Source organism: Vibrio tubiashii ATCC 19109 (assembly GCF_000772105.1).
Lineage (GTDB): Bacteria > Pseudomonadota > Gammaproteobacteria > Enterobacterales > Vibrionaceae > Vibrio > Vibrio tubiashii.
Genome location: NZ_CP009354.1, coordinates 2,511,036 through 2,533,994, shown reverse-complemented (window position 1 = coordinate 2,533,994; position 22,959 = coordinate 2,511,036). Strand labels below are relative to the sequence as shown.

The following is a 22,959-nucleotide window of genomic DNA, read 5'->3' as shown; positions in this document are numbered from 1 at the left end:
AAACCGCACGCAAGGATTAAGGGAGTTTAGTAAACCATGTGTGAACTGCTCGGAATGAGCGCCAATGTGCCAACCGATATCTGTTTTAGTTTTACCGGGCTGATGCAGCGCGGCGGTAATACCGGTCCGCACCGTGATGGTTGGGGAATCACTTTCTACGAGGGCAAAGGCTTTCGTAATTTCAAAGATCCGAACCCAAGTTGCGATTCAAAGATCGCTGAGCTGGTACAGAATTATCCGATTAAAAGCTGTGCGGTGATAAGTCATATTCGTCAGGCGAATCGCGGTGCAGTGAATCTTGAAAATACCCACCCCTTTACCCGTGAACTGTGGGGACGTTATTGGACCTTTGCTCATAATGGTCAATTGAGCGATTACCAAAATTTAGTAACGGGTAGACATCGCCCCGTTGGGCAAACAGATAGTGAACTCTCATTTTGTTGGTTGCTTAAGCAGATGGAAGATGAGTATCCAGAACCACCGCAAGATATGGTGGGGGTGTTTCGTTTTGTTGCCGAGTGCTGCGACAAGCTGAGAGAGAAGGGCGTGTTTAACATGCTGCTTTCAGACGGTGAGTATGTCATGACCTACTGTACTAACCATCTTTATTGGATCACCCGTCGTGCGCCATTTGGTAAAGCTGCGTTACTTGATGAAGATGTGGAAATTAACTTCCAAGAAGAAACAACGCCCAATGACATTGTGTCTGTCATTGTGACTCAACCGCTGACGGGCAATGAAACTTGGCACCGAATGAAGCCGGGCGAGTTTGGCATTTTCCATTTTGGTGAGCTGATCGATGGTAATGCCGATGAACTGGCTGACGTCGCATATGCGCCCAAAAAAGTGGCCAGTCAGGCACCTACCGAACCGTTAGAGTAATAAACCAAATTTCGAGATGTGCTTCTAAAATCATTGAGAACAAGTCGAAAGTTTATATTTAACCCATTGATATAAAAATAATATCAATGGGTTTTTTATTATTTAAGGTAGGTGTTTATGAGAGGCTTTTTACTGTCCATTGTGCTGTTAAGCTCGTCGGTACTGGCACAGCAGCCAGAGGCATTTTCTAACTTAGTCGCCAGTTATAAGTATGCGTCTAATCCCGAGTTACGTTACTCATTAGATGAACGAATGGCGTTTTGGCAGATCCCCAGTGTGAGTGTTAGTACATTCAAAGAGGGTCAAAAAGAGTGGCAATTCAGCCATGGTTTGAGTCATGAATCAGGTCAACTAGTTAACACTGATACCAGGTATCAAGTGGCCTCAATGAGTAAGCCAGTCACCACTTTGATCACTTTGAGAGCCATGGAGAAAGGTTTACTAACATTAGATGAGTACATCCAACCTATGCTTGCACCAGAGTTTGCAAAAGTCGTGACGTCTCCTGTTACGCTGCGTCAGTTATTGTCACATAAAGCGGGTTTTAACCATACAGGTTATATGGGGGTCGATAGCGATCAAGCGCTCCCTAAGCTGAATATCTTTACTCGTAGCGATTCCAAGCTTGGTGTTTTAAAGCAAGAGTTTGTAGTGGGGGACTATCATTACTCCAATGGCGGTTACATTCTCGTCCAGCACATTCTTGAACAGGTTTACGATAAGCCGTTCGAAGTGATAGCGGATCAGGAGGTGTTTGAGCCATTAAAAATGGTCAACTCTAGTTTTGTTCAGCCTACAGAAAATCAAGAGAACACAAAGTTTGCCCACGCTCACCGATATGGCGAATGGGTTGCAAAAGGGTGGCACAAATACGCGGCTAAAAGTGCGGCTGGTTTGTGGACAACACCTACAGATCTGACTCGTATGCTTCTGGCTGTTCACCAAGCCTACATTAGAGACGATGAGTCCTGGCTAAGCCAAGAGAGTATCCAGCAAATTGATTACCCTGGGACAAGCTTTATGGGACTTGGCTTTTTCCGTAATCATAGTAGCAAAGAAGGCTATGTATTCCACGGCGGCATCAACCACGGCTTTGAAGGGCACTTTGTCCTCTATCCGAAGCTTGGTACCGGGGCGGTAGTTTTGACCAATGGTCAAAGAGGCGATCAGCTTGCGCAAGAGATATTACGCGCGGTTTCGCTTACAGAAGGTTGGATTGACTTTCCACTCTATCAAACTGAAGTGTTGAAAGTGGATCTTGAGGAGTTAAAGCCATTGATTGGAAGATATCAATACAGTGAGGACTTTTATGCTGATGTCTTTATTCGCAATGGGTTGCTCTATATTCAAGGTTACAAGCAAGACGCCTATGCGTTACACAAAGTAGCAGAAAACCATTTCAAGCCTTTGGAGTTTGAATCGACGTTTTACTTTAAGTTCAGCAAAACAGGCAAACTGACAGGGCTAACCCAAGAGGCGCCGTTTTATAATGGCTTTGCCAAGAAAGTAAAATAGAAAAAAGGCCGATGTCTCCATCGGCCTTCTGTATTTCTAGGGGCTAACTTACGCTAGCTGAGCTTTAACATGCTCAACGATATCAGCCATCGCGACAGCGGTTTTCTCACCAGAGCGGCGGTTCTTGTACTCGAAGTTGCCTTCTTTCATTGAACGATCGCCAATGACGATAGTGTGAGGAACGCCGATTAGCTCCATATCAGAGAACATTACGCCAGGGCGCTCTTTACGGTCGTCGAATAGAACTTCGATGCCCATTGCCGTCAGTTCAGCGTACAGCTTCTCAGCTGCTTCTTTCACTTCTTCTGACTTGTGCATGTTCATTGGTACGATCGCGACTTGGAAAGGTGCAAGTGCATCTGGCCAGATGATGCCGTACTTGTCGTGGTTCTGCTCAATTGCAGACGCAACAACACGAGAAACACCGATACCGTAACAACCCATCTCTAGGATAACGTTTTTACCGTCTGGACCAAGAACGCCACAGTTCATTGCTTGAGAGTAAACATTACCAAGTTGGAAGATGTGGCCTACTTCGATACCACGTTTCAGTGCGATGGTACCTTTACCACAAGGGCTTGGATCACCTTCAACCACATTACGTAAGTCTTCAACTTGGCCAAGCTCAACATCACGACCCCAGTTGATACCGAAGTAGTGCTTGTCGTCTACGTTAGCGCCTGCGCCAAAGTCACTCATTACAGCAACAGTGCGGTCAACGATGAATGGCAGTTTAAGACCAACAGGGCCTAGTGAGCCAGGGCCAGCGCCGATTAGGGCACGGATTTCTTCTTCTGTTGCCATCTCTAGAGGAGCTGCAACTTGAGGAAGGTTTTCCGCTTTCACTTCGTTCAGTTCGTGGTCGCCACGCATGATAAGCGCGATTAGGTCAGCGTCAACTTCATCAGATGCTTTAACAAATAGCGTCTTAACCGTCTTCTCGATTGGCAACTCAAACTGTTCAACAAGCTCAGCAATTGTCTTTGCGTTTGGCGTGTCAACTAACGTCATCTCTTGAGTTGGAGCCGCAGCTTCGTCAGCCAGAGCAAGTGCTTCGGCTTTTTCGATGTTCGCTGCGTAGTCAGACTCAGTAGAGAAGGCAATTAGGTCTTCACCACTTTCCGCAAGTACGTGGAACTCTTGAGAACCGCTACCACCGATAGCACCTGAGTCAGCCAGTACTGGGCGGTACTCAAGGCCCATACGGTCGAAGGCCTTACAGTAAGCATCGTGCATTGCATCGTAAGACTTCTGTAGACCTTCTTTATCAATATCAAAGCTGTACGCATCCATCATGCAGAATTCGCGTGCACGCATTACGCCAAAACGTGGGCGACGCTCATCACGGAACTTAGTTTGGATTTGGTACAGGTTTAGCGGTAGCTGTTTGTAAGAGCTCACTTCATTGCGTACTAGGCTAGTGATCACTTCTTCAGCTGTTGGGCTAAGAACAAACGGACGAGTATGTCGGTCAGTAAAGCGAAGCAGCTCAGGACCCATCTTCTCGCTGCGGCCTGTCTCTTCCCATAGTTCAAACGGCTGAACAACGGGCATCAATGTTTCGACTGCGCCTGCATTGTCGATCTCTTGACGAACGATGTTTTCGACTTTACGCAGTACACGTAGACCAGTAGGTAGCCAGGTGTAGAGACCTGAAGCCAGCTTACGGATCATACCTGCACGTAGCATGAGCTGGTGGCTCACTACTTCTGCGTCGTTTGGAGTCTCCTTCAGAGTAGAAAGAAGATAATTACTGGTACGCATTTAACTTATCCGTTTATTAAAGTTAGATACTCAAGCCGGAATGGACAGGAGTATGGAAGTCCCACGAGGGGAAAATTGTTAGCCGCTTATAATATCAGCCAAATGCCATTGTCAAAAGCTTTCAATCGCAGTAACCGTTATTAAGTTATCGTTAACGGTGAACTTCACATTCATATCGAACAAATTTACCGCATATTCTTTACTATCAGGCTTGTTCTTTTTGTACGCAGGGCGAGGGTCTTGTGCTAAAACCTGCTCAATTACCGTCTTTTGATAGTCAAGATATCCGCGGGTTTCTAACTGCTCTGTGGCTAATGGCGAGAATAGGACTTGAGACTTTTCAGGTTCCGCGTCTGCGTAGCTTCCTAGTGCTTGAGGAATCGAGTCGGAATAAGGGATATACGGCTTAATGTCGATGATGGGAGTGCCATCGACTAAATCGACATTGCCAAGATCGAGATAGATCTGATCGCCTTGTTTTGTGATCCCTTTAATTTCAACCGCAGACATACCAATCCCATTGGGTCTAAACGTCGAACGAGAAGCAAATACACCTACACGCTCATTGCCACCCAGTCGAGGTGGTCTGACAGTAGGCTTCCATCCTGCCGCTAAATTCTGGTCAAACAGAAACAACAACCAAGCATGGGAGAATTGCTCCAACCCGCGTACCGCTTCGGGACTATTCGCCTCTCCAACTAGTTTTACTCGCGAGCGAGCAGCTGGCACTAAGCTCGGCTGCCGAGGAACGGCGAACTTCTCTTTATATGGGCTTTCAATAAAACCGATTGGCTCTATGGAATACATCTCTTTTCTCTCAATTTGGTGATGAGGAAAAAGTATCACAAAAAAGAGTAGTAAAACTTGGTGATAATGATTATTATTTAAAATGTTATAACATAACAGTTTCTATTGAGGTAATTATGCAACCCAACATTCACCCTGAATACCGAACCGTGGTTTTCCATGATACAAGCATTGATGAGTACTTCCTTATCGGTTCAACATTGCAAACTGACCGCACTATTGAGTGGAAAGATGGCAAAACCTACCCGTACTTTACGATTGAAGTTTCTTCTAAATCTCACCCTTTCTACACAGGTAAGCAGCGTGTCATTCATCAGGAAGGTCGTGTCGCTAACTTTAAGCGTCGATTTGGTCAATTTTCTAAAGGGGACAAGTAAATGAAGGTCGTAAAATCTCTTAAGAGTGCTAAAAATCGCCATCCTGATTGTCAAATCGTCAAAAGAAGAGGGCGTTTGTACGTTATCTGCAAAACCAATCCAAGATTTAAAGCGGTGCAAAAGTAGCCTCCAATCTCAATCGGATAAAGCTCTCATTTTTGACTATCACAGTTTGAGGCGTTTCCCCCTCTCTTAAACCATCAGAGTGCTCGGTTATAGATAAGCGTAATTTATGCCTCTCTTTGGTGGTTGAGTTTCCTCCTTATACCAATCAACGACTTAAAGGTCATTAAATAAACAGAATGAATGTATTTATATAAATTATAATTCTGTTATTTGGTTTTGTTTTGGTGATATTTGCTAATTATTTGTGCAAAATGCGTTAAATGATATGATTTGTTACACACTTTGTAACATTTTGCATTTCTAATTGAGTATTTTGTCGAGTACCCTGCGCTGGCATTTGGAACATTTTTGTCACATTTGCGCAGGAATAACTACAAGGAGGGAACAGATGAGTTCATCTGCTTCAATTAAACAAAATTCACCTAAGAAGCCGCTATTTACGCGTTTCTTAGACGCTGTTGAATATTTGGGGAACCTATTACCCCATCCTATCACTCTATTCGCCATCTTCTGTTTAGCTATCTTAGTGCTATCTGGTATTGCAGGTTACTTTGAAGTATCTGTTATGGACCCGCGCCCTGAAGGTGCGAAAGGTCGTGCAGCAGACGGCATGATCCACGTTGTCAGCCTTTTAAATGCTGATGGTTTGGAGCTAATCGTTACTAACTTAGTGAAAAACTTTGTTGGTTTTGCACCGCTAGGTACTGTGCTAGTCGCTATGCTAGGTGTCGCTATTGCTGAACACTCTGGTCTATTGTCGGCAGCAATGCGCGGTATGGTAATGGGCGCATCTAAGCGCATGGTTACAGTAACGGTTGTATTCGCAGGTATCATTTCTAATACGGCATCTGAGCTAGGTTACGTGGTACTTATCCCGCTAGCGGCAATGCTATTCCACTCTTTAGGTCGTCACCCTCTAGCTGGTCTTGCTGCGGCATTCGCTGGTGTTTCAGGTGGCTACTCTGCAAACCTGCTAATCGGTACTGTTGATCCACTTCTGTCGGGTATTACAGAAACTGCTGCGCAAATGATTGACCCAACTTACACGGTTGGACCTGAAGTTAACTGGTACTTCATGTTTGTGTCGACTTTCTTCATTGCGATCACTGGTGCGTTTGTTACTGAAAAAATCGTTGAGCCTAAACTAGGTAAATACAATGATGAAGAAGCGTCAGAAGACCTATCTCAAGACAAGATGGGTGGTCTAACTGCTGTAGAGAAAAAAGGTCTTAAGCTTGCGGGTCTTGCGGTACTAGCGGTTTCAGCGCTTCTTGCATGGACAGTCGTTCCAGCTGACGGCATCCTTCGCTCTGACGCAGGTACCATTGCTGGTTCACCATTCCTGAAGAGTATCGTAGCCTTTATCTTTGTATTCTTTGCTGTACCTGGCTTTGTTTACGGTAAAGTTGTTGGCACGATGAAGACAGATCGCGATGTTATCGATGCAATGTCTAAGTCTATGTCTTCAATGGGCATGTACATTGTACTGGTATTCTTCGCTGCTCAATTTGTAGCATTCTTCAAGTGGACTAACTTTGGTCAAGTCTTCGCTGTTGCAGGGGCAAGCTTCCTACAAGAGATTGGTCTAACTGGCCCAATGCTGTTCTTCGCCTTCATTCTTATGTGTGGCTTCATCAACCTAATGATCGGTTCAGCGTCTGCACAATGGGCAGTAACAGCACCAATCTTTGTTCCTATGTTGATGCTAGTTGGCTACGCGCCAGAAACTATTCAGGCGGCTTACCGCATCGGTGATTCTACTACTAACATCATCACGCCTATGATGAGCTACTTCGGTCTTATCCTTGCTGTAGCAACGCGATACATGAAGAACCTAGGTATCGGTACGCTTATTGCGACCATGCTACCTTACTCAATTGTGTTCATCGTGGGTTGGAGTTTACTGTTCTACGTTTGGGTGTTTATCTTGGGTCTACCTGTAGGTCCTGGTGCGGCGACGTACTACACGCCTTAATCACACGTACTTTATTGAACGATTTAGCCGGAGCTCATTGCTCCGGCTTTTTTGTACCTATAGATTTTCTGAACAGTCTGAGGAGTTGACAAGTGGTAGGGGTGAACTTTACTTATCGGTAGAGCGCTATGCCTTGGAGGTAAAATGAATCAACAAACTCAGCTCTTTCCAATACAGAGCTTTCTTCAGGCTCATATCATTCCGTAATTCAAGCCAACGAGCATGGGTAAGCTTTGGGCTTTGACGCTATTGATATGGTTGTGCTCTCTTCCCGCAGTCAGTGCAACCACAGTGCAGTTAGTCACGCTTGACTATCCGCCCTATATCGTCCATCGCGAAGGGGAGTTATCTGGTGTGGCCGTCGAGCTTGTTGAGGCCGTGTTTGATGAACTCGATGTCCCGATATCAATAGAAGTTTTACCTTGGGCACGAGCTTTGAGTAATGTTCAGTTTGGTCGTGCTGACGCTATCTTTACCGCATTTAAAAATCCAACACGTGAAAAGTTTGCCGATTACTCTAATGAGATCTTGTTTACGCAGAATATAAGCTTAGTGGTAAAAAGAAGTAGTAAGATAAGTAGCTACGACTTTTTATCCCGTGATGTTTCGGCGGTCGCTATCTGCGCTGTCAATCGAGTCAGTTATGGTAAGCAGATGGATGCTTTATTGGCGGATGGGCGCTTTAGGCTAGTCTTTTGGCGCAACCGAACTGAAGATTGCGCTCGCTTGGTCAGGACGGGGCGTGCTGATGTGTGGGTAAATAATGATTTTGGTGCGCGAAGCATTCTGGCTAGTGAACAAATGGAACAAGCACTGGAAATACTCTCGCCGCCAATCGAGGCCACGCCCAGCTATATCGCGTTTTCTAAGCTGAAAGAGCATCAGTGGCTTAGAGACAGATTTGACCAAGTGCTAAGAGAAATGAAGGATGATGGACGCTATGAAGCCATCATTGATGACTACTTCGATAGTCTAAAAACAGTGCCACCAAAAGAAAAGGGCTGACATTACGTCAACCCTTGAGAGCTTATGTTAGCAAAAGTAAGTGATTACCAACCTTTAACTACGCCACCTTGGAAGATATCAGAAGCCGCTGTGTAAACTTCTTCAGTCTGGTAAGACTTAACAAAGTTTTGGACGTTTTCCGCTTGTGCGTTGTCTTCACGCGACACGATTAGGTTTACGTATGGAGACTCTTTGTCTTCAACAAATACACCGTCTTTTTGTGGTGTTAGGTTGATAGAGCTTGCGTAAGTTGTGTTGATAACAGAAAGCGCAACGTCATCTAGAGAGCGTGGTAGCTGCGCAGCATCTAGCTCTACGATAGTGATGTTTTTCGGGTTTTCAACGATGTCACGTACAGTTGCTAGCAGGCCAACGTTCTCACGAAGTTTCAGCAGTCCTTGTTGCTCAAGTAGAATCAGTGAACGACCTAGGTTTGTTGGATCGTTAGGTACAGCGATACGAGCACCTTCTTCAATTTCGTCGACCGCTTTCACTTGCTTAGAGTAACCCGCGATTGGGTAAACAAACGTGTTACCCGCGATAGTCAGTTTGTAACCACGGTCGGCAACTTGCTGATCTAGGTATGGCTTGTGTTGGAACGCATTGATGTCGATAGAGCCATCATCTAGTGCTGCGTTTGGTGTTACGTAATCAGTAAAAGTAACCAGCTCTACATCTAGGCCGTATTTTTCTTTAGCGACTTTAGCAGCCACTTCAGCCACTTGTGCTTCTGCACCAGCCATAACACCAACTTTGATCTTGCTAGTATCTGCTTCTTTTTCTCCACAACCTGCTAGTACCAATGCTGATGCAGCAGCTGCGATAGTTAATAGACCTTTAAGACTGAATTTCATCACTATCTCCTTATAAATTAAATCTGTGAGTATTCTTTATTGTATTCTTAGCGGTGATCGACACGACGAACAATCGCATCACCAATGGATTGAATGATCTGAACTAGTACGATAAGCATTACTACAGTCACGGCCATAATGACCACGTCATAGCGGTGGAAACCGTATCGAATGGCGACGTCACCTAGGCCGCCACCGCCAACCGTTCCTGCCATTGCTGAGTAACTGACAAGCGTGACGAGTGTAATGGTTACCGAGTTAACGATGGTTGGCATCGCTTCAGGAAGCAGTACCTTAGAAATAATTTGAATCGGGGTTGCGCCCATCGACTGTGCTGCTTCAACTAATCCCGTTGGGACTTCAAGTAGAGCACCTTCGATAAGACGAGCAACAAATGGGATGGCGCCGATTGTAAGAGGCACGATGGCTGCTGTTGTACCGATGAATGTGCCAACTAATAGCTTGGTAACTGGAATAATGGCGACCATCAGCACTAGGAAAGGTACGGAACGACCCACGTTAACAATAGCGCCGAGTACACTGTTTAGTTTCGTGTTCTCAAGTAAACCACCTTTCTTGGTGATATGCAGAATCACACCGAGTGGAATACCAACGGCAAAGCCAACAATGCCCGCCACAGCAACCATGTAGATAGTATCCCAAGTCGCGCCGATAAGTAGATTGCTGTTTAAGCTCAGCCACTGTGAAATTTCATTAAAGGACATAGCCTAGCACCTCTACTTTTACCTTGTGCTCACGCAGGAACTCAATCGCTGCATTGTCATCTTGTTCATTACCAAATAGTTCTGCGACCATCATGCCGAATTTCACACCACCGGCGTAATCGAGGTCAGAGCTGAGAATGCTGACATCAATGTTGAATTTACGGGCAATTTGCGTCATCAAAGGAGCATCGACTGTTGCGCCTGTGAACTCTAGACGAACCAATGGGTAACTGCCTTCAACACGCGTTGCTTGCAAGCGAACTTGGTAATCTTCTGGAATCGACAAGTCGAGTGTAGAACGAATGAATTGATGCGCCAGTTCTGTTTTAGGATGAGCGAAAATTTCACCGACAGTCCCTTTTTCGACCAGCTCGCCATCGCCAATGATCGCTACTTCGTGACAGATGCTTTTTACAACGTCCATTTCGTGAGTAATCAAAAGCATAGTGATGTTCAGCTTGCGGTTGATCTCTTTTAGCAGATCTAGAATCGACTGAGTGGTGGCTGGATCCAATGCGCTAGTCGCTTCATCACACAGAAGAACCTTTGGATCAGAAGCAAGAGCACGTGCGATCGCAACACGCTGCTTTTGACCACCACTTAGGTTTGAAGGGTAGCTTTCATGCTTATCTTCAAGGCCGACCAGTTTCAGCAGCTCAGTCACTTTAGTGCTGATGTGCGCTTTATCTTTGCCTGCTAACTCAAGTGGTAGAGCAACGTTGTCAAAAACCGTACGCGATGACAGTAGGTTGAAATGCTGGAAGATCATACCGATGTTACGGCGAGCTTCGCTAAGTTGCGATTTACTGAGTGTTGTGAGATCGACACCATCAACAACAATCGAGCCTGTTGTCGGTGCTTCTAACATGTTTACACAACGAATAAGCGTACTTTTCCCTGCTCCCGATGAGCCAATAACACCAAAGATTGTTCCTTGTGGAATATGAAGGTTGATCTCCTTTAAGGCATGTATTTCCTTACTGCCTTGGTAGAACACCTTATTTACTTGATTAATTTCAATCATCGAGAGACCCGCTATCAGATTAGATGAAGAGCAGCAGATAATGTTGAGCTACATCTCATTTAGTAGATGATGCTATGGTCTTACATGTTTTCTGTCAATAGATATTTTTACGTCTAGACGTCTAAACGTATCTTTTGCTCAATCGATTAGTAATTAGATAGTGATGAAAGAAATAAAGCGTGCAATAATTCTTGTAAAGCAAAGTACATAGAGAAGCATATTTTGGCAAAACCAGCAGTCTTTTTAGACCGAGATGGCGTGATTAACATCGATCACGGCTATGTTCATGATGAGCACGATTTTGAGTTTGTTGATGGCGTATTTGAAGCGACCAAGAAACTGAAAGATATGGGCTACCAACTGGTATTGGTGACAAACCAGTCGGGGATTGCTCGTGGTAAGTTCAGTGAAGATCGTTTCCTATCTTTGACCCAATGGATGGACTGGAACTTTGTCGATAACGGCGTTGAGTTTGATGGTATTTACTACTGTCCGCACCATGCTGAACACGGTCAAGGCAAATATAAGCAAGACTGTGACTGCCGCAAGCCAAAGCCTGGTATGTTTATCTCAGCGCGTGACTTCTTGAAAATTGATATGGCGAACTCTGTTATGGTGGGCGATAAAGCCGAAGACATGATGGCAGCCGAAGCAGCCGGTGTTGGCACCAAAATCCTTGTCCGTACAGGCAAACCTGTCACAGAGAAAGGCGAAGCTATCGCGTCTGTGGTACTCGACAGTATTAAAGAAGTCCCAGCGTATTTAGCAAAATAAACTGAAAAAGGCTGCCTAGGGCGGCCTTTGTTTTGTTTGGAGGGAATCATGAGATATCGGTTGTTAATTGCACTCGCAGTAGGGCTGAGCGTGTCAGCGTGCTCTTTTACTTCGATGGAACGTGAAAACCACTACCAAGGTGATTTTCTATTCTATCAATGTAGTGGTGGCGAAACCTTCAAGCTAGCCTTAATGCCCAATGATTATACGGCACTGCTAAGGTTACCAAAGAAAGATTATCGCATGATCCAGGTTCCCTCTGGCTCTGGCACTAAATACATTCTCGACGATGGCACCGCAGAAATACAAAACCCAGTGACCCTCTATACCAAAGGCAAAGAAGCCCGCTTAGAACTTAGCCACTTGGTGTATAAAAATTGCATTACCCAATAGATCTTTTACGATAGCGTGTCTGGAGGCGTATCGCCTCCTTGCAACGTTCAACTACTAGACCCACGACTTTATGAGCAAAAAACTAACCATTCTTGATATTGCCCGGTTATCCGGCGTAGGCAAATCGACCGTCTCTCGTGTTCTGACTAACGATCCTAAAGTTAAGCCAGAAACACGTGCTAAGGTCGAACGGGTGATTCAGGAATCTGGTTATGTTCCTTCAAAATCAGCACAAGCGATGCGTGGAGGAAGTCAAAAAGTGGTGGGGGTCATTATCTCTCGTCTCGATTCTCCATCAGAAAACAAAGCCGTGGGAAGTATGCTTAATACCTTATATAGCGCGGGCTATGATGTTGTCATTATGGAGAGCCAGTTCGACCGAGCAAAGACCAACGAGCATTTGGATGTGCTGAAAAAGCGTAATGTTGATGGCGTCATCGTGTTCGGCTTTAGTGACTTTGATATTGCTAAGCTCGCGAGCTGGCATAATCGCACTGTGGTTATCGCGATGGATACAGATAAAGTTTCGTCAATCAACTACGACAATAGACAAGTCATTGTTAAGGCGTTGCAATTCTTAGAACAAAAGAGCCTCAAGAACGTCGCATTTATTGGCGTCGATCCTAGTGATAAAACCACAGGTAAATTGCGTTTAGACGCTTATCTGGATTGGTGCCAATCTCACTCTATTTCACCAAACTATCAGACAGGTCAACTAAACCACGAGAGTGCTTATTTGCTGGTGGACGAAGTTTTGACTCAAGGCGTTCAAGCGATTGTTTGTGCCAGTGACACCTTAGCTTTAGGGGTCATTAAGCGTTTACAAGAGCTCAATCGTGAAGATGTGGTTGTCACTGGCGTGGGTGGAAATGAACTGCTTTCCTTCCTATTTCCCAAAGTATTTAGTATTGACCCAGGTTACTCTTTAGCCGGTGAAAGGGCTGCTAAGTTGCTGATTTCTCAAATTAATGGTGAGCTTGAGCAAGTTCATATCACTCAAGAACCTATCTCAATCTAAGCCATTATTTTCAAAGTGATTTAAAATTATACTGTGATCTCTTTCAATTAATGGGACTGTTCCCATTTTTATCTGTAAGTAGATCTGACAATATAATAAGTACATTTGGGAATGTTCCCATAAATAGAAAAACAACAAGCTTAGTCAGTTTGAATCGTCAACATTGTTGACAACAGATGAATGAGAATCCAATTAGGGTGGACATGGATATGAGTAAGATTGCGAAACAAGAAGTTGAGCGTCTGATTGAATTAGTTGGTGGCCGCGAAAACATCGCGAGTGTAAGCCACTGTCTAACTCGCCTTCGCTTTGTACTGAATGATACCGATAAAGCAGACGAGACAGCGCTAGAGGCGTTGCCAATCGTAAAAGGTTGCTTTACCAATGCGGGTCAGTTCCAGGTAGTGATCGGAACTGAAGTTGATGAAGTGTATAAAGTGCTGATTGAGCTATCAGGTAAGAGCGAAGCGTCAAAAGACGAAGCGAAGCTTGCTGCTCGCCAAAATATGAATGTATTGGAACGTGGTATTTCCCATCTTGCTGAAATCTTTGTACCGCTACTTCCAGCAATCATCACTGGTGGTTTGATTTTAGGTTTCCGTAATGTGATTGGTGACATCAAGATGTTTGATGGCCAGTCGCTAACTGAAATTAGTCAGTTCTGGGCAACGGTTCATAGCTTCTTATGGTTAATTGGCGAAGCAATCTTCTTCTTCCTGCCTGTTGGGGTATGTTGGTCAACAGTGAAGAAGCTAGGAGGCACACCAATTTTAGGTATCACTCTAGGTGTGACTCTGGTCTCTCCGCAGTTGATGAATGCCTATCTTATCGGTAAGCAAGCCCCAGAAGTGTGGGACTTTGGCCTGTTCGTGATTGAAAAAGTCGGTTATCAAGCTCAGGTGATTCCTGCGATGTTAGCGGGTATGGCGCTGGCGTTTATTGAGACTAACCTGAAACGTATTGTTCCTTCTTACCTTTACTTAGTTGTTGTTCCTTTCGTTTCTATCATTGTTTCTGTGGTATTGGCTCACTCTCTAATTGGTCCGTTTGGCCGTGTATTAGGCGATGGTGTGGCATTTGCAGCGAAAGCGGCGATGACTGGAGACTTCGCGGTAATAGGTTCGATGGTATTTGGTTTCCTATACGCACCACTTGTTATCACTGGCATTCACCACACGACTAACGCCGTCGATCTGCAACTAATGCAAGACCTAGGTGGTACGCCAATTTGGCCATTGATCGCTCTATCAAACATTGCTCAAGCTTCAGCGGTTGTCGGCATTATCATCATCAGTAAAAAACATGGTGAGCGCGATATTTCAGTTCCAGCGGCGATTTCTGCTTACTTAGGTGTAACTGAGCCTGCGATGTACGGTATTAACTTGAAGTACAAGTTCCCAATGCTAAGCGCAATGATTGGTAGTGCAATTGCAGCAGCGATCTGTGGTAGTGCGGGCGTTATGGCGAACGGTATTGGTGTGGGCGGTCTACCGGGTATCTTATCTATCCAACCACAGTTCTGGGGCATTTTTGCAATCGCAATGCTAGTGGCAATTGCCGTACCTGCCGCATTGACCCTGTTCTTCTACAAGCGTGCGCAAATGAAAGGCGAGTTAGAGCCAGCGAACGCGTAACCCATCATTTTTTGGAGCGGCATTCCGTCGCTCCTTTTTCAAAGTTTATTATTTTTTGGTAAGTGAGTTTAGCAATGACAACTATCGCTAATGATGCAAATTGGTGGAAAACCGCCTCGATCTATCAGATTTACCCTAAGAGCTTTTGCGACAGTGGCAGTAAAGGAACAGGGGATATTCAAGGCATTATTTCTAAGCTTGATTACTTGAAACTATTGGGTGTTGATGCGATTTGGCTAACACCTGTTTATCAGTCTCCAATGATTGATAATGGTTACGATATTTCGGACTACTACGCAATCAATCCAGATTTTGGCACCATGGATGATTTTGACCAGCTTCTCGCTGAAGCTCATCAGCGTGGTATTCGCATTATTATGGATATCGTAGTCAACCACACTTCGACTGAGCATGAGTGGTTCCAGTCTGCGCTCGGTGATAAAAACAGTCCTTATCGTGATTACTACATTTGGAAAGATCCGGTTGATGGCGGAATCCCTAACAACTGGCAATCAAAATTTGGTGGCAGTGCTTGGGAGCTTGATGAAAAAACGGGTCAGTACTTTTTGCATCTCTTCGCCAAAGAGCAGGCCGACCTAAACTGGGAAAACCCGAAAGTTCGCGGCGAAGTCAAAGAAGTGATCAGCTTCTGGGCTGAAAAAGGTGTAGATGGCTTCCGTCTGGATGTAATCAACCTAATTTCTAAACAGCAGGACTTCCCCAATGATCGCCTTGGCGATGGTCGATGCTTTTATACCGATGGACCTCGCGTACACGAATATCTGCAAGAGATCAGCGAAGCGGTATTCCAGAAGTACGGCAGTGTGACGGTGGGTGAAATGTCTTCAACGACCCTAGATCATTGTCAGCAATATTCATCGCTTGATAATAAAGAGCTGTCGATGGTGTTTAATTTCCACCACTTAAAGGTCGATTATCCAAATGGTGAAAAATGGACCAAAGCGCCATTCGATTTCTCTCAGTTGAAGCAGATCTTTAATCATTGGCAGACAGGTCTAAATGGCAAAGGGTGGGGCGCGCTATTCTGGTGTAACCATGACCAGCCACGAGTGGTAAGTCGATTGGGTGACGACAAACACTATCGTTTAGAATCCGCCAAAATGCTTGCAGCTTCTGTGCATATGATGCAAGGGACGCCATACATCTACCAAGGTGAAGAGATCGGTATGACCAACCCAGGTTATACCTCCATCGATCAATATCGTGATGTAGAAAGCACCAATATGTATGACATCATGGTGAATGAGCAAGGTGTTGAACATCAAGAAATGATGGCGATTCTGGCACAAAAATCTCGCGATAACTCTCGTACGCCGATGCAGTGGAATGGGGAGCAGTATGCTGGCTTCTCAAAAGCGCAACCTTGGCTTGAAGTGGCAAGTAACTATGCGGAAATTAACGCAGATAAAGCGGTAGCTGATAAAAACTCAGTATTCTATTTTTATCAGCAGTTGATTCAGCTACGTAAAGAGATTGAAGTGATCACTACAGGTAGCTATGTCGATCTCTATCCTGAGCATAAGGCGGTGTTCGGTTATCAGCGTCAGTCACAAAGTCAGACTCTAATTTGTTTGAATAACTATTACGCAGCCGAAACAGAGTGCGTCTTACCTGAAGAGTTTGATTGCGATAAAGCACAGTACGTTTTGGGTAACTATGAGCTTTCTGGTGACAAGGTATCTCAGCATCAAGTGCTTCGCCCTTATGAAACACGCATTATTCTTTTAGAAAACTAACCCCCCCTAATACCAACCAGAATAAATATGTGTTCATTCTTGCTGGTTAAAATCGCTTATAGCGTCGTTATAGATTTTGTAGGTAGAGCAACTAGCTAGCTGTAATCTATGCCTTGCTCTAAGCGATTTTTCCTGCGCAATTATTTGAACACCTATTCATCCCGATTGGTATCGTTGTTAGTTTAGCCCTGCTTTGCGGGGCTTTTTTATGCTTGCGAGAATAGAGAATAGAGAATAGAGAATAGAAGTGTGCTTAGATTTTCGATAGGTACAAAAAACCAGCTCAATGAGCTGGTTTTCTGTGTATGGTGGAGGGGGACGGATTCGAACCATCGAAGGCAGTGCCAGCAGATTTACAGTCTGATCCCTTTGGCCACTCGGGAACCCCTCCAGGGTATTTTTATACTTGGTAGCGTTTTCCCAACACACTATTCAAGTGTTTCTCACAACTTATTGAATGGGTTATCCACTCAGAGCAGTCATAAGAAGAAATATGGTGGAGGGGGACGGATTCGAACCATCGAAGGCAGTGCCAGCAGATTTACAGTCTGATCCCTTTGGCCACTCGGGAACCCCTCCAGGGTATTTTATACTTGGTAGTGTTTTCCCAACACACTATTCAAGTGTTTCTCACAACATATCTAACGGTTTATCCACCGAGCAGACTATTATAAGAAAATATGGTGGAGGGGGACGGATTCGAACCATCGAAGGCAGTGCCAGCAGATTTACAGTCTGATCCCTTTGGCCACTCGGGAACCCCTCCAGGGTATTTTATACTTGGTAATGTTTTCCCAACACATTATTCAAGTGTTTCTCACAACTTATTGAATGGGTTATCCACTCAGAGCAGTCATAAGAAGAAATATGGTGGAGGGGGACGGATTCGAACCATCGAAGGCAGTGCCAGCAGATTTACAGTCTGATCCCTTTGGCCACTCGGGAACCCCTCCAGGGTGTTTTCCTATTCTCAATCAAGGAATAGGCTTAAGTGATGTTTTCCCAACACATCTCTCAAGTGCGGAGCGCATCATAGCAAACTCGTAAAAGCTGTAAAGCGTTTTCTTATAATTTTGAATTGAATGATGCCTTTTTGGGCAAAGATGGCAGGAATTAACCATAAAGCTCAAACAATCAACGGCTTTACTTACATAATATTTCTCGCTCTTTACATTAGTTGACGTTCAGAATGCGAATTACCGGATACAATATGTCTAGTTTATCTATGCAGAATCTAACCATGAAAAATAAAATTGTTCTGAGTTTATTGTCTCTGTCTATTTTGGCTGCTGCTCCTGCATCGTATGCCAAGAGACAAGGTCCATCGAAGGTAACTGTTGTCACTGAGCAAGTACAAACCCATCAAGTATCCCAGTCTCTTGTACTCGTCGGTAAATTGGATGCAGAGCAGTCCGTTATCATTTCTCCTGAAGTGGCTGGTAAAGTTGACGTGATTGCCGTTAAAGCCAATCAAGTTGTTCGAGAAGGGCAACTGTTGATTCAACTTGATGATGACAGAGCTAAGGCTTCAGTGGCTGAAGCGAAAGCATATCTCAAAGATGAGCAACGTAAACTTAAAGAATTTGAGCGTTTGGTTAAGCGTAATGCGATTACTCAAACAGAGATCGATGCGCAAGAGGCAAGTGTCGACATCGCCAAAGCGCGTTTAGATGCTGCTAATGCTGATCTTAACGATTTACATATTAGCGCGCCGTTTTCAGGAACGGTGGGCTTTATTGATTTTAGCCGCGGTAAGATGGTGAGCGCGGGCACAGAGCTGTTGAGCTTAGATGATTTATCGATCATGCGCTTAGATCTGCAGGTGCCTGAGCGTTATTTGTCGCAACTTTCTAATGGTATGCAAGTCACCGCAACGACGGCAGCGTGGCAAGGCCAATCCTTCAGTGGTGAAGTGGTCGGTATAGACTCTCGAATTAACCAAGAAACCTTGAATCTTCGGGTTCGCATTCACTTCTCTAACCCAGAGCAGCAGTTAAAGCCGGGTATGCTAGTTTCGGCTGCAATGGACTTTCCTGCCATTGAAGCACCTATCATTCCGGTTCAAGCTCTCGAATATTCGGGAACCAAGCGTTTCGTCTATGTCGTAACTGAAGAGGGTACGGCGACACGCACAGAAGTTATTTTGGGTGCGCGTGTCGATAACCAAGTGGTGATTGAAGAAGGGCTTTCTATCGGCGATAAGATAGTTGTGCAAGGTATCGTCAATATGCGTGATGGTGTCGCTGTGTCTGAGTTAGGCAGCGATGGCCGCCCTAAAAACGCGCAAAAGAGCCAAGAAGGGTCTAACTAATGCTGTTATCTGATGTTTCAGTAAAGAGACCTGTTGCTGCGGTTGTACTCAGCCTTCTACTGTGTGTGTTTGGTATTGTCTCATTTAGCAAGCTTGCGGTACGTGAGATGCCAGATATCGAAAGCCCTGTAGTCTCGATCAATACGCGTTACGATGGGGCCTCGGCAACCATCATTGAAAGCCAAATAACGTCGGTACTTGAAGATCAGCTTTCGGGTATCAGTGGTATCGATGAAATTTCCTCAACAACGCGTAATAGTAGTTCGAGAATCACTATCACATTTGAGCTTGGCTACGATCTGAACACGGGTGTCAGTGACGTTCGAGATGCGGTAGCAAGGGCTCAGCGCGCATTGCCTGATGAAGCCGATGACCCAGTTGTTTTTAAGAACAATGGCTCCGGTGAAGCCTCTCTTTATATAAACCTAAGTTCATCGGAGATGGATCGGACTCAGCTAACCGATTACGTTGACCGAGTGCTACTTGACCGCTTTAGCCTTATCTCAGGGGTGAGCTCGGTTGATGTTTCCGGCGGCTTGTACAAAGTGATGTACGTCAAGCTTAAACCTGACCAAATGGCAGGGCGTGGTGTGACGGCATCGGATATTACAACCGCCTTACGCAGTGAAAACGTTGAAAATCCGGGTGGAGAAGTGCGTAACGATCAAATCGTTATGTCTGTACGTACTGCTCGCAGCTATAACCAAGCTGAAGACTTTGAGTATCTGGTCGTCAAGCGAGCTTCAGATAACTCGCCAATCTATCTGAAAGATGTGGCGGATGTTTTCATTGGCGCAGAGAACGAAAACTCGACCTTTAAAAGTGATGGTGTCGTTAACGTAAGTATGGGGATCGTACCTCAATCGGATGCGAACCCGCTTGAAGTTGCAACTAGAGTGCACAAAGAAGTCGAGAATATTCAACAGTTCTTGCCTGAAGGAACGCGCTTAGCCATCGATTATGATTCAACGGTGTTTATCGAGCGTTCAATTGCGGAAGTCTACAGCACGCTGTTTATTACCGGTGGTCTCGTTATCTTGGTGCTGTACATCTTTATCGGCCAAGCAAGAGCGACGTTAATCCCAGCGGTAACCGTTCCTGTTTCTTTGATCTCATCATTTATCGCCGCTTACTATTTTGGTTTTTCAATCAACCTGATCACTTTAATGGCCTTGATCCTATCGATTGGTCTGGTTGTGGATGATGCGATTGTGGTCGTCGAGAACATCTTCCACCATATTGAGCGTGGTGAGAAACCCCTGCTCGCTGCTTATAAAGGGACACGTGAAGTGGGTTTCGCAGTTGTAGCGACGACCTTGGTGCTAGTCATGGTTTTCCTGCCCATTTCCTTTATGGATGGCATGGTCGGCTTACTGTTCACGGAGTTCTCGGTACTGTTGGCGATGTCGGTGATTTTCTCCTCGTTGATCGCGTTAACCTTGACGCCAGTTTTAGGCAGCAAGCTGCTAAAAGCCAATGTTAAACCAAACCGCTTTAATCTGTTTATCGACAATATGTTTAGCCATCTTGAATCAGGCTATCGTAAGGTTCTGAAAGGAGCTCTGAGTTGGAAATGGGCGGCGCCTCTTGTCATCATGGCGTGTGTCGGTGGTAGTTGGGGACTCATGCAGCAGGTTCCTGCTCAATTAGCGCCTTCAGAGGACCGCGGCGTTATCTTTGCTTTTGCTCGCGGTGCTGATGCAACCAGTTACAACCGTATGGCAGCGAACATGGATATCATAGAGGAACGCTTGATGCCTCTGCTTGGGCAAGGTTTCCTCAAATCCTTTAGCATTCAATCGCCAGCATTTGGTGGTAATGCTGGCGACCAAACGGGCTTTGTTATCATGATCCTTGAAGATTGGAATGATCGTGATGTCACGGCACAGCAAGCTTTGGGCGAAGTTCGCAAAGCGCTAGCGGGTATCGCTGATGTTAGAGTATTCCCATTTATGCCAGGTTTCCGTGGTGGCTCTAGCGAACCTGTTCAGTTTGTTCTCGGTGGTTCTGATTATGCTGAACTTAAAACTTGGGCGGAAAAACTAGAGCAACTTGCTGAAGATTCGCCATTTATGGAAGGCGCAGACATTAACTACTCAGAAAGAACGCCAGAGCTGGTTGTGTCAGTAGATAAACAGCGCGCAGCCGAGCTTGGGATTAGCGTGGAAGCGATCTCTGAAACACTTGAGATTATGTTGGGTGGTAAGAGTGAGACGACCTTTGTTGAGCGCGGTGAAGAGTATGACGTTTACCTGCGTGGTGATGAGAACAGCTTTAACAATGCCGCGGATCTGAGCCAAATTTATATGCGTACGGCTTCTGGTGAATTGGTCACTCTTGATGCGGTCACTAAGATTGAAGAGGTTGCCTCATCGATTCGTTTATCGCACTACAACAAGCAGAAGGCAGTGACGATTACAGCCAACCTTTCTGACGGTTATACCTTAGGGGATGCGCTTGATTTCTTAGACCAACAAGCGATAGAGCTATTACCGGGTGACATTTCGGTGAGCTACTCTGGTGAGTCAAAAGACTATAAAGAGAACCAGTCGAGTATCTTAGTTGTGTTTGGTTTAGCGCTGCTGGTGGCTTATCTCGTTCTGGCTGCGCAGTTTGAAAGCTTTATCAACCCGTTAGTTGTTATGTTTACCGTCCCTATGGGGGTATTTGGTGGCTTCCTTGGGCTGTTTGTGATGGGACAAGGCCTCAACATCTATAGCCAGATTGGTATGATTATGTTGATCGGTATGGTAACTAAGAACGGTATCTTGATTGTCGAGTTTGCTAACCAACTTCGCGATCGCGGCATTGAGTTTGAGAAAGCTATTGTTGATGCGTCTGCGCGTCGCTTGCGCCCAATCATGATGACAGCATTTACCACTCTTGCTGGTGCTATACCGCTGATTATGTCGACGGGAGCGGGCTATGAAAGCCGCGTGGCTGTGGGCACGGTGATCTTCTTTGGTATGGGTTTTGCGACTTTAGTAACTCTGTTCGTTATCCCTGCCATGTACCGCTTGATTTCAGCAACGACTCAGTCGCCGGGTCATGTGGAAGCAGAGCTAAACAAAGAACTAAGCCACGATGTGAAAGCACGTGTCTCGCACGGGGAGTTGGAGTAAAGGGCCCGGAACGGGCGTTGCCTTCGGGAATTTGGAACGGGCTTCGCCCTTCGAGAGTTTTTCGTTCCCGCATCCCGAATCCATAGCGAAGCGTTCCTAAATAAAAAGGGTTGATACCATGTATCAACCCTCAAAAACTTTCCAGTTATCCAGTTATCCAGTTATCCAGTTATCCAGTTATCCAGTTATCCAGTTATCCAGTTATCCAGTTATCCAGTTATCCAGTTATCCAGTTATCCAGTTATCCAGTTATCCAGTTTCTAACCGTAATTCACACTATAACGCGTTGGTTTGTGGTTCATAGCCAACACTAGGTTTAACGCAATGGCACCAATGATTGAAAGCACGATGATTTGCGGTGACACGAAGAAAAACGATGCGACTAAAATAGTAAAATCGATAGCTAGCTGAGATTTTCCAACCGAAATGCCGAATTTATCTTGGATAAATAAGCAAAGTACATTGAAGCCGCCCAAACTAGAGCGATGACGGAAGAGAATCAACATCCCCAATCCCATCAAAAGACCACCGGCGACCGCACAGTAGACTTCGTTGATGGTATCTAAGCTAATCACTAAATAGAGGTGATCGGCAAATACAGAGACCAAGGCGCCAGAAATCGCACTATTAAAAGCAAAGCGCGAACCGAATCGTTTCCATGCCAAAAGGTAAAAAGGGCAATTGGCAATAAAGTAGAGAGTACCAAAAGAGAACGAAACAAATTGGCTAGCTAACAGTGCCAGTCCGGTAGTGCCGCCAGTGAGCAATGACGCTGATTGTAAAAAGAAAACCCCTTGGGCAACCAGAAAAGTCCCGGTCAAAATTGCGATCCAGTCTTCTCTTCTTGAGTGTTTTTCCATCAATTTAAAATTTAACTGCTGAATATTGGCGTGCAT

At 45.2% G+C, this 22,959-nt stretch carries 19 protein-coding genes and 4 tRNA genes; 13 read left to right on the top strand and 10 right to left on the bottom strand.

Annotated features, from left to right (window positions below):
* Positions 1-36: 36 nt before the first annotated feature.
* Entirely contained in the window at positions 37-882 is an 846-nt protein-coding gene (locus IX91_RS11550) for a class II glutamine amidotransferase (RefSeq protein ID WP_004744816.1), read from the top strand.
* Positions 883-999: 117 nt separating this feature from the next.
* Entirely contained in the window at positions 1,000-2,397 is a 1,398-nt protein-coding gene (locus IX91_RS11545; protein ID WP_004744817.1) for a serine hydrolase domain-containing protein, read from the top strand.
* Positions 2,398-2,445: 48 nt separating this feature from the next.
* On the opposite strand, the gene IX91_RS11540 is transcribed toward IX91_RS11545, so the two are convergent.
* Both IX91_RS11540 and tsaA read right to left on the bottom strand, forming a co-directional pair.
* On the bottom strand, positions 2,446-4,161 hold the full coding sequence (locus IX91_RS11540; RefSeq protein WP_004744818.1) for a proline--tRNA ligase: 1,716 nt from the start codon (positions 4,159-4,161) through the stop codon (positions 2,446-2,448).
* Positions 4,162-4,272: 111 nt separating this feature from the next.
* Positions 4,273-4,968 carry a tRNA (N6-threonylcarbamoyladenosine(37)-N6)-methyltransferase TrmO gene (gene tsaA / locus IX91_RS11535; protein WP_004744819.1) on the bottom strand — a complete coding sequence of 232 codons (696 nt, stop codon included), beginning with the start codon at positions 4,966-4,968 and terminating at the stop codon, positions 4,273-4,275.
* 116 nt (positions 4,969-5,084) lie between these two features.
* Here tsaA and IX91_RS11530 point away from each other — a divergent pair, with 116 nt between their 5' ends.
* The 4 genes from IX91_RS11530 to IX91_RS11520 all read left to right on the top strand — a co-directional run bounded on the left by IX91_RS11530 (position 5,085) and on the right by IX91_RS11520 (position 8,451).
* Positions 5,085-5,345 (top strand): type B 50S ribosomal protein L31, encoded by a 261-nt coding sequence (locus tag IX91_RS11530; protein WP_004744820.1) that lies wholly within the window; start codon positions 5,085-5,087, stop codon positions 5,343-5,345.
* Positions 5,346-5,471 carry a type B 50S ribosomal protein L36 gene (gene ykgO, locus IX91_RS25830; RefSeq protein ID WP_004744821.1) on the top strand — a complete coding sequence of 42 codons (126 nt, stop codon included), beginning with the start codon at positions 5,346-5,348 and terminating at the stop codon, positions 5,469-5,471.
* 388 nt (positions 5,472-5,859) lie between these two features.
* On the top strand, positions 5,860-7,446 hold the full coding sequence (locus tag IX91_RS11525) for an AbgT family transporter (protein ID WP_004744822.1): 1,587 nt from the start codon (positions 5,860-5,862) through the stop codon (positions 7,444-7,446).
* Between the two features lie 222 nt (positions 7,447-7,668).
* Positions 7,669-8,451, top strand: coding sequence for a substrate-binding periplasmic protein (locus IX91_RS11520; protein WP_004744823.1), 783 nt, complete (start codon positions 7,669-7,671; stop codon positions 8,449-8,451).
* Positions 8,452-8,495: 44 nt separating this feature from the next.
* Here the strand turns inward: IX91_RS11520 and IX91_RS11515 are convergent, their stop codons facing one another.
* Genes IX91_RS11515 through metN form a run of 3 tightly spaced genes read right to left on the bottom strand, consistent with a single transcriptional unit; the run spans position 8,496 to position 11,054 of the window.
* Positions 8,496-9,305 carry a MetQ/NlpA family lipoprotein gene (locus tag IX91_RS11515; protein ID WP_004744824.1) on the bottom strand — a complete coding sequence of 270 codons (810 nt, stop codon included), beginning with the start codon at positions 9,303-9,305 and terminating at the stop codon, positions 8,496-8,498.
* Positions 9,306-9,352: 47 nt separating this feature from the next.
* A complete protein-coding gene (locus IX91_RS11510) occupies positions 9,353-10,030 on the bottom strand; it encodes a methionine ABC transporter permease (protein ID WP_004744825.1) in 678 nt (225 codons plus the stop codon).
* The gene (metN, locus tag IX91_RS11505) at positions 10,020-11,054 is read right to left on the bottom strand and encodes a methionine ABC transporter ATP-binding protein MetN (RefSeq protein WP_004744826.1); all 1,035 of its coding nucleotides are present in this window, start codon (positions 11,052-11,054) and stop codon (positions 10,020-10,022) included. Before metN ends, IX91_RS11510 begins: the two co-directional genes overlap by 11 nt.
* A gap of 222 nt (positions 11,055-11,276) precedes the next feature.
* Between metN and gmhB the strand changes: the two genes are divergently transcribed.
* From gmhB to treC, 5 genes are all read left to right on the top strand, one after another.
* Positions 11,277-11,828 carry a D-glycero-beta-D-manno-heptose 1,7-bisphosphate 7-phosphatase gene (gene gmhB, locus IX91_RS11500; protein ID WP_004744827.1) on the top strand — a complete coding sequence of 184 codons (552 nt, stop codon included), beginning with the start codon at positions 11,277-11,279 and terminating at the stop codon, positions 11,826-11,828.
* A 48-nt stretch (positions 11,829-11,876) separates the two neighbouring features.
* On the top strand, positions 11,877-12,221 hold the full coding sequence (locus IX91_RS11495) for an MliC family protein (RefSeq protein ID WP_004744828.1): 345 nt from the start codon (positions 11,877-11,879) through the stop codon (positions 12,219-12,221).
* Between the two features lie 70 nt (positions 12,222-12,291).
* Positions 12,292-13,239: a trehalose operon repressor TreR gene (treR, locus tag IX91_RS11490; RefSeq protein ID WP_004744829.1), complete on the top strand. Its 948-nt coding sequence runs from the start codon at positions 12,292-12,294 to the stop codon at positions 13,237-13,239.
* A 209-nt stretch (positions 13,240-13,448) separates the two neighbouring features.
* Positions 13,449-14,873 carry a PTS trehalose transporter subunit IIBC gene (gene treB, locus IX91_RS11485; protein ID WP_004744830.1) on the top strand — a complete coding sequence of 475 codons (1,425 nt, stop codon included), beginning with the start codon at positions 13,449-13,451 and terminating at the stop codon, positions 14,871-14,873.
* 74 nt (positions 14,874-14,947) lie between these two features.
* Positions 14,948-16,630 carry an alpha,alpha-phosphotrehalase gene (gene treC, locus IX91_RS11480; RefSeq protein WP_004744831.1) on the top strand — a complete coding sequence of 561 codons (1,683 nt, stop codon included), beginning with the start codon at positions 14,948-14,950 and terminating at the stop codon, positions 16,628-16,630.
* A gap of 306 nt (positions 16,631-16,936) precedes the next feature.
* On the opposite strand, the gene IX91_RS11475 is transcribed toward treC, so the two are convergent.
* From IX91_RS11475 to IX91_RS11460, 4 genes are all read right to left on the bottom strand, one after another.
* Positions 16,937-17,021, bottom strand: a tRNA-Tyr gene (locus tag IX91_RS11475).
* 103 nt (positions 17,022-17,124) lie between these two features.
* Positions 17,125-17,209: transfer RNA gene (locus IX91_RS11470), tRNA-Tyr, on the bottom strand.
* Positions 17,210-17,311: 102 nt separating this feature from the next.
* Positions 17,312-17,396: transfer RNA gene (locus IX91_RS11465), tRNA-Tyr, on the bottom strand.
* Positions 17,397-17,498: 102 nt separating this feature from the next.
* Positions 17,499-17,583 (bottom strand) — tRNA-Tyr (locus IX91_RS11460).
* Positions 17,584-17,870: 287 nt separating this feature from the next.
* Here IX91_RS11460 and IX91_RS11455 point away from each other — a divergent pair.
* Together IX91_RS11455 and vexH are read left to right on the top strand one after the other, a co-directional pair.
* Positions 17,871-18,941, top strand: a complete 1,071-nt coding sequence (locus IX91_RS11455; protein ID WP_004746255.1) for an efflux RND transporter periplasmic adaptor subunit — start codon at positions 17,871-17,873, stop codon at positions 18,939-18,941.
* Positions 18,941-22,063: a vibriobactin export RND transporter permease subunit VexH gene (gene vexH, locus IX91_RS11450; protein WP_004746254.1), complete on the top strand. Its 3,123-nt coding sequence runs from the start codon at positions 18,941-18,943 to the stop codon at positions 22,061-22,063. The genes IX91_RS11455 and vexH overlap by 1 nt, the downstream gene beginning before the upstream one ends.
* Positions 22,064-22,323: 260 nt before the next feature.
* On the opposite strand, the gene IX91_RS11445 is transcribed toward vexH, so the two are convergent.
* On the bottom strand, positions 22,324-22,923 hold the full coding sequence (locus IX91_RS11445) for a YitT family protein (protein WP_004746253.1): 600 nt from the start codon (positions 22,921-22,923) through the stop codon (positions 22,324-22,326).
* Positions 22,924-22,959: the final 36 nt, after the last annotated feature.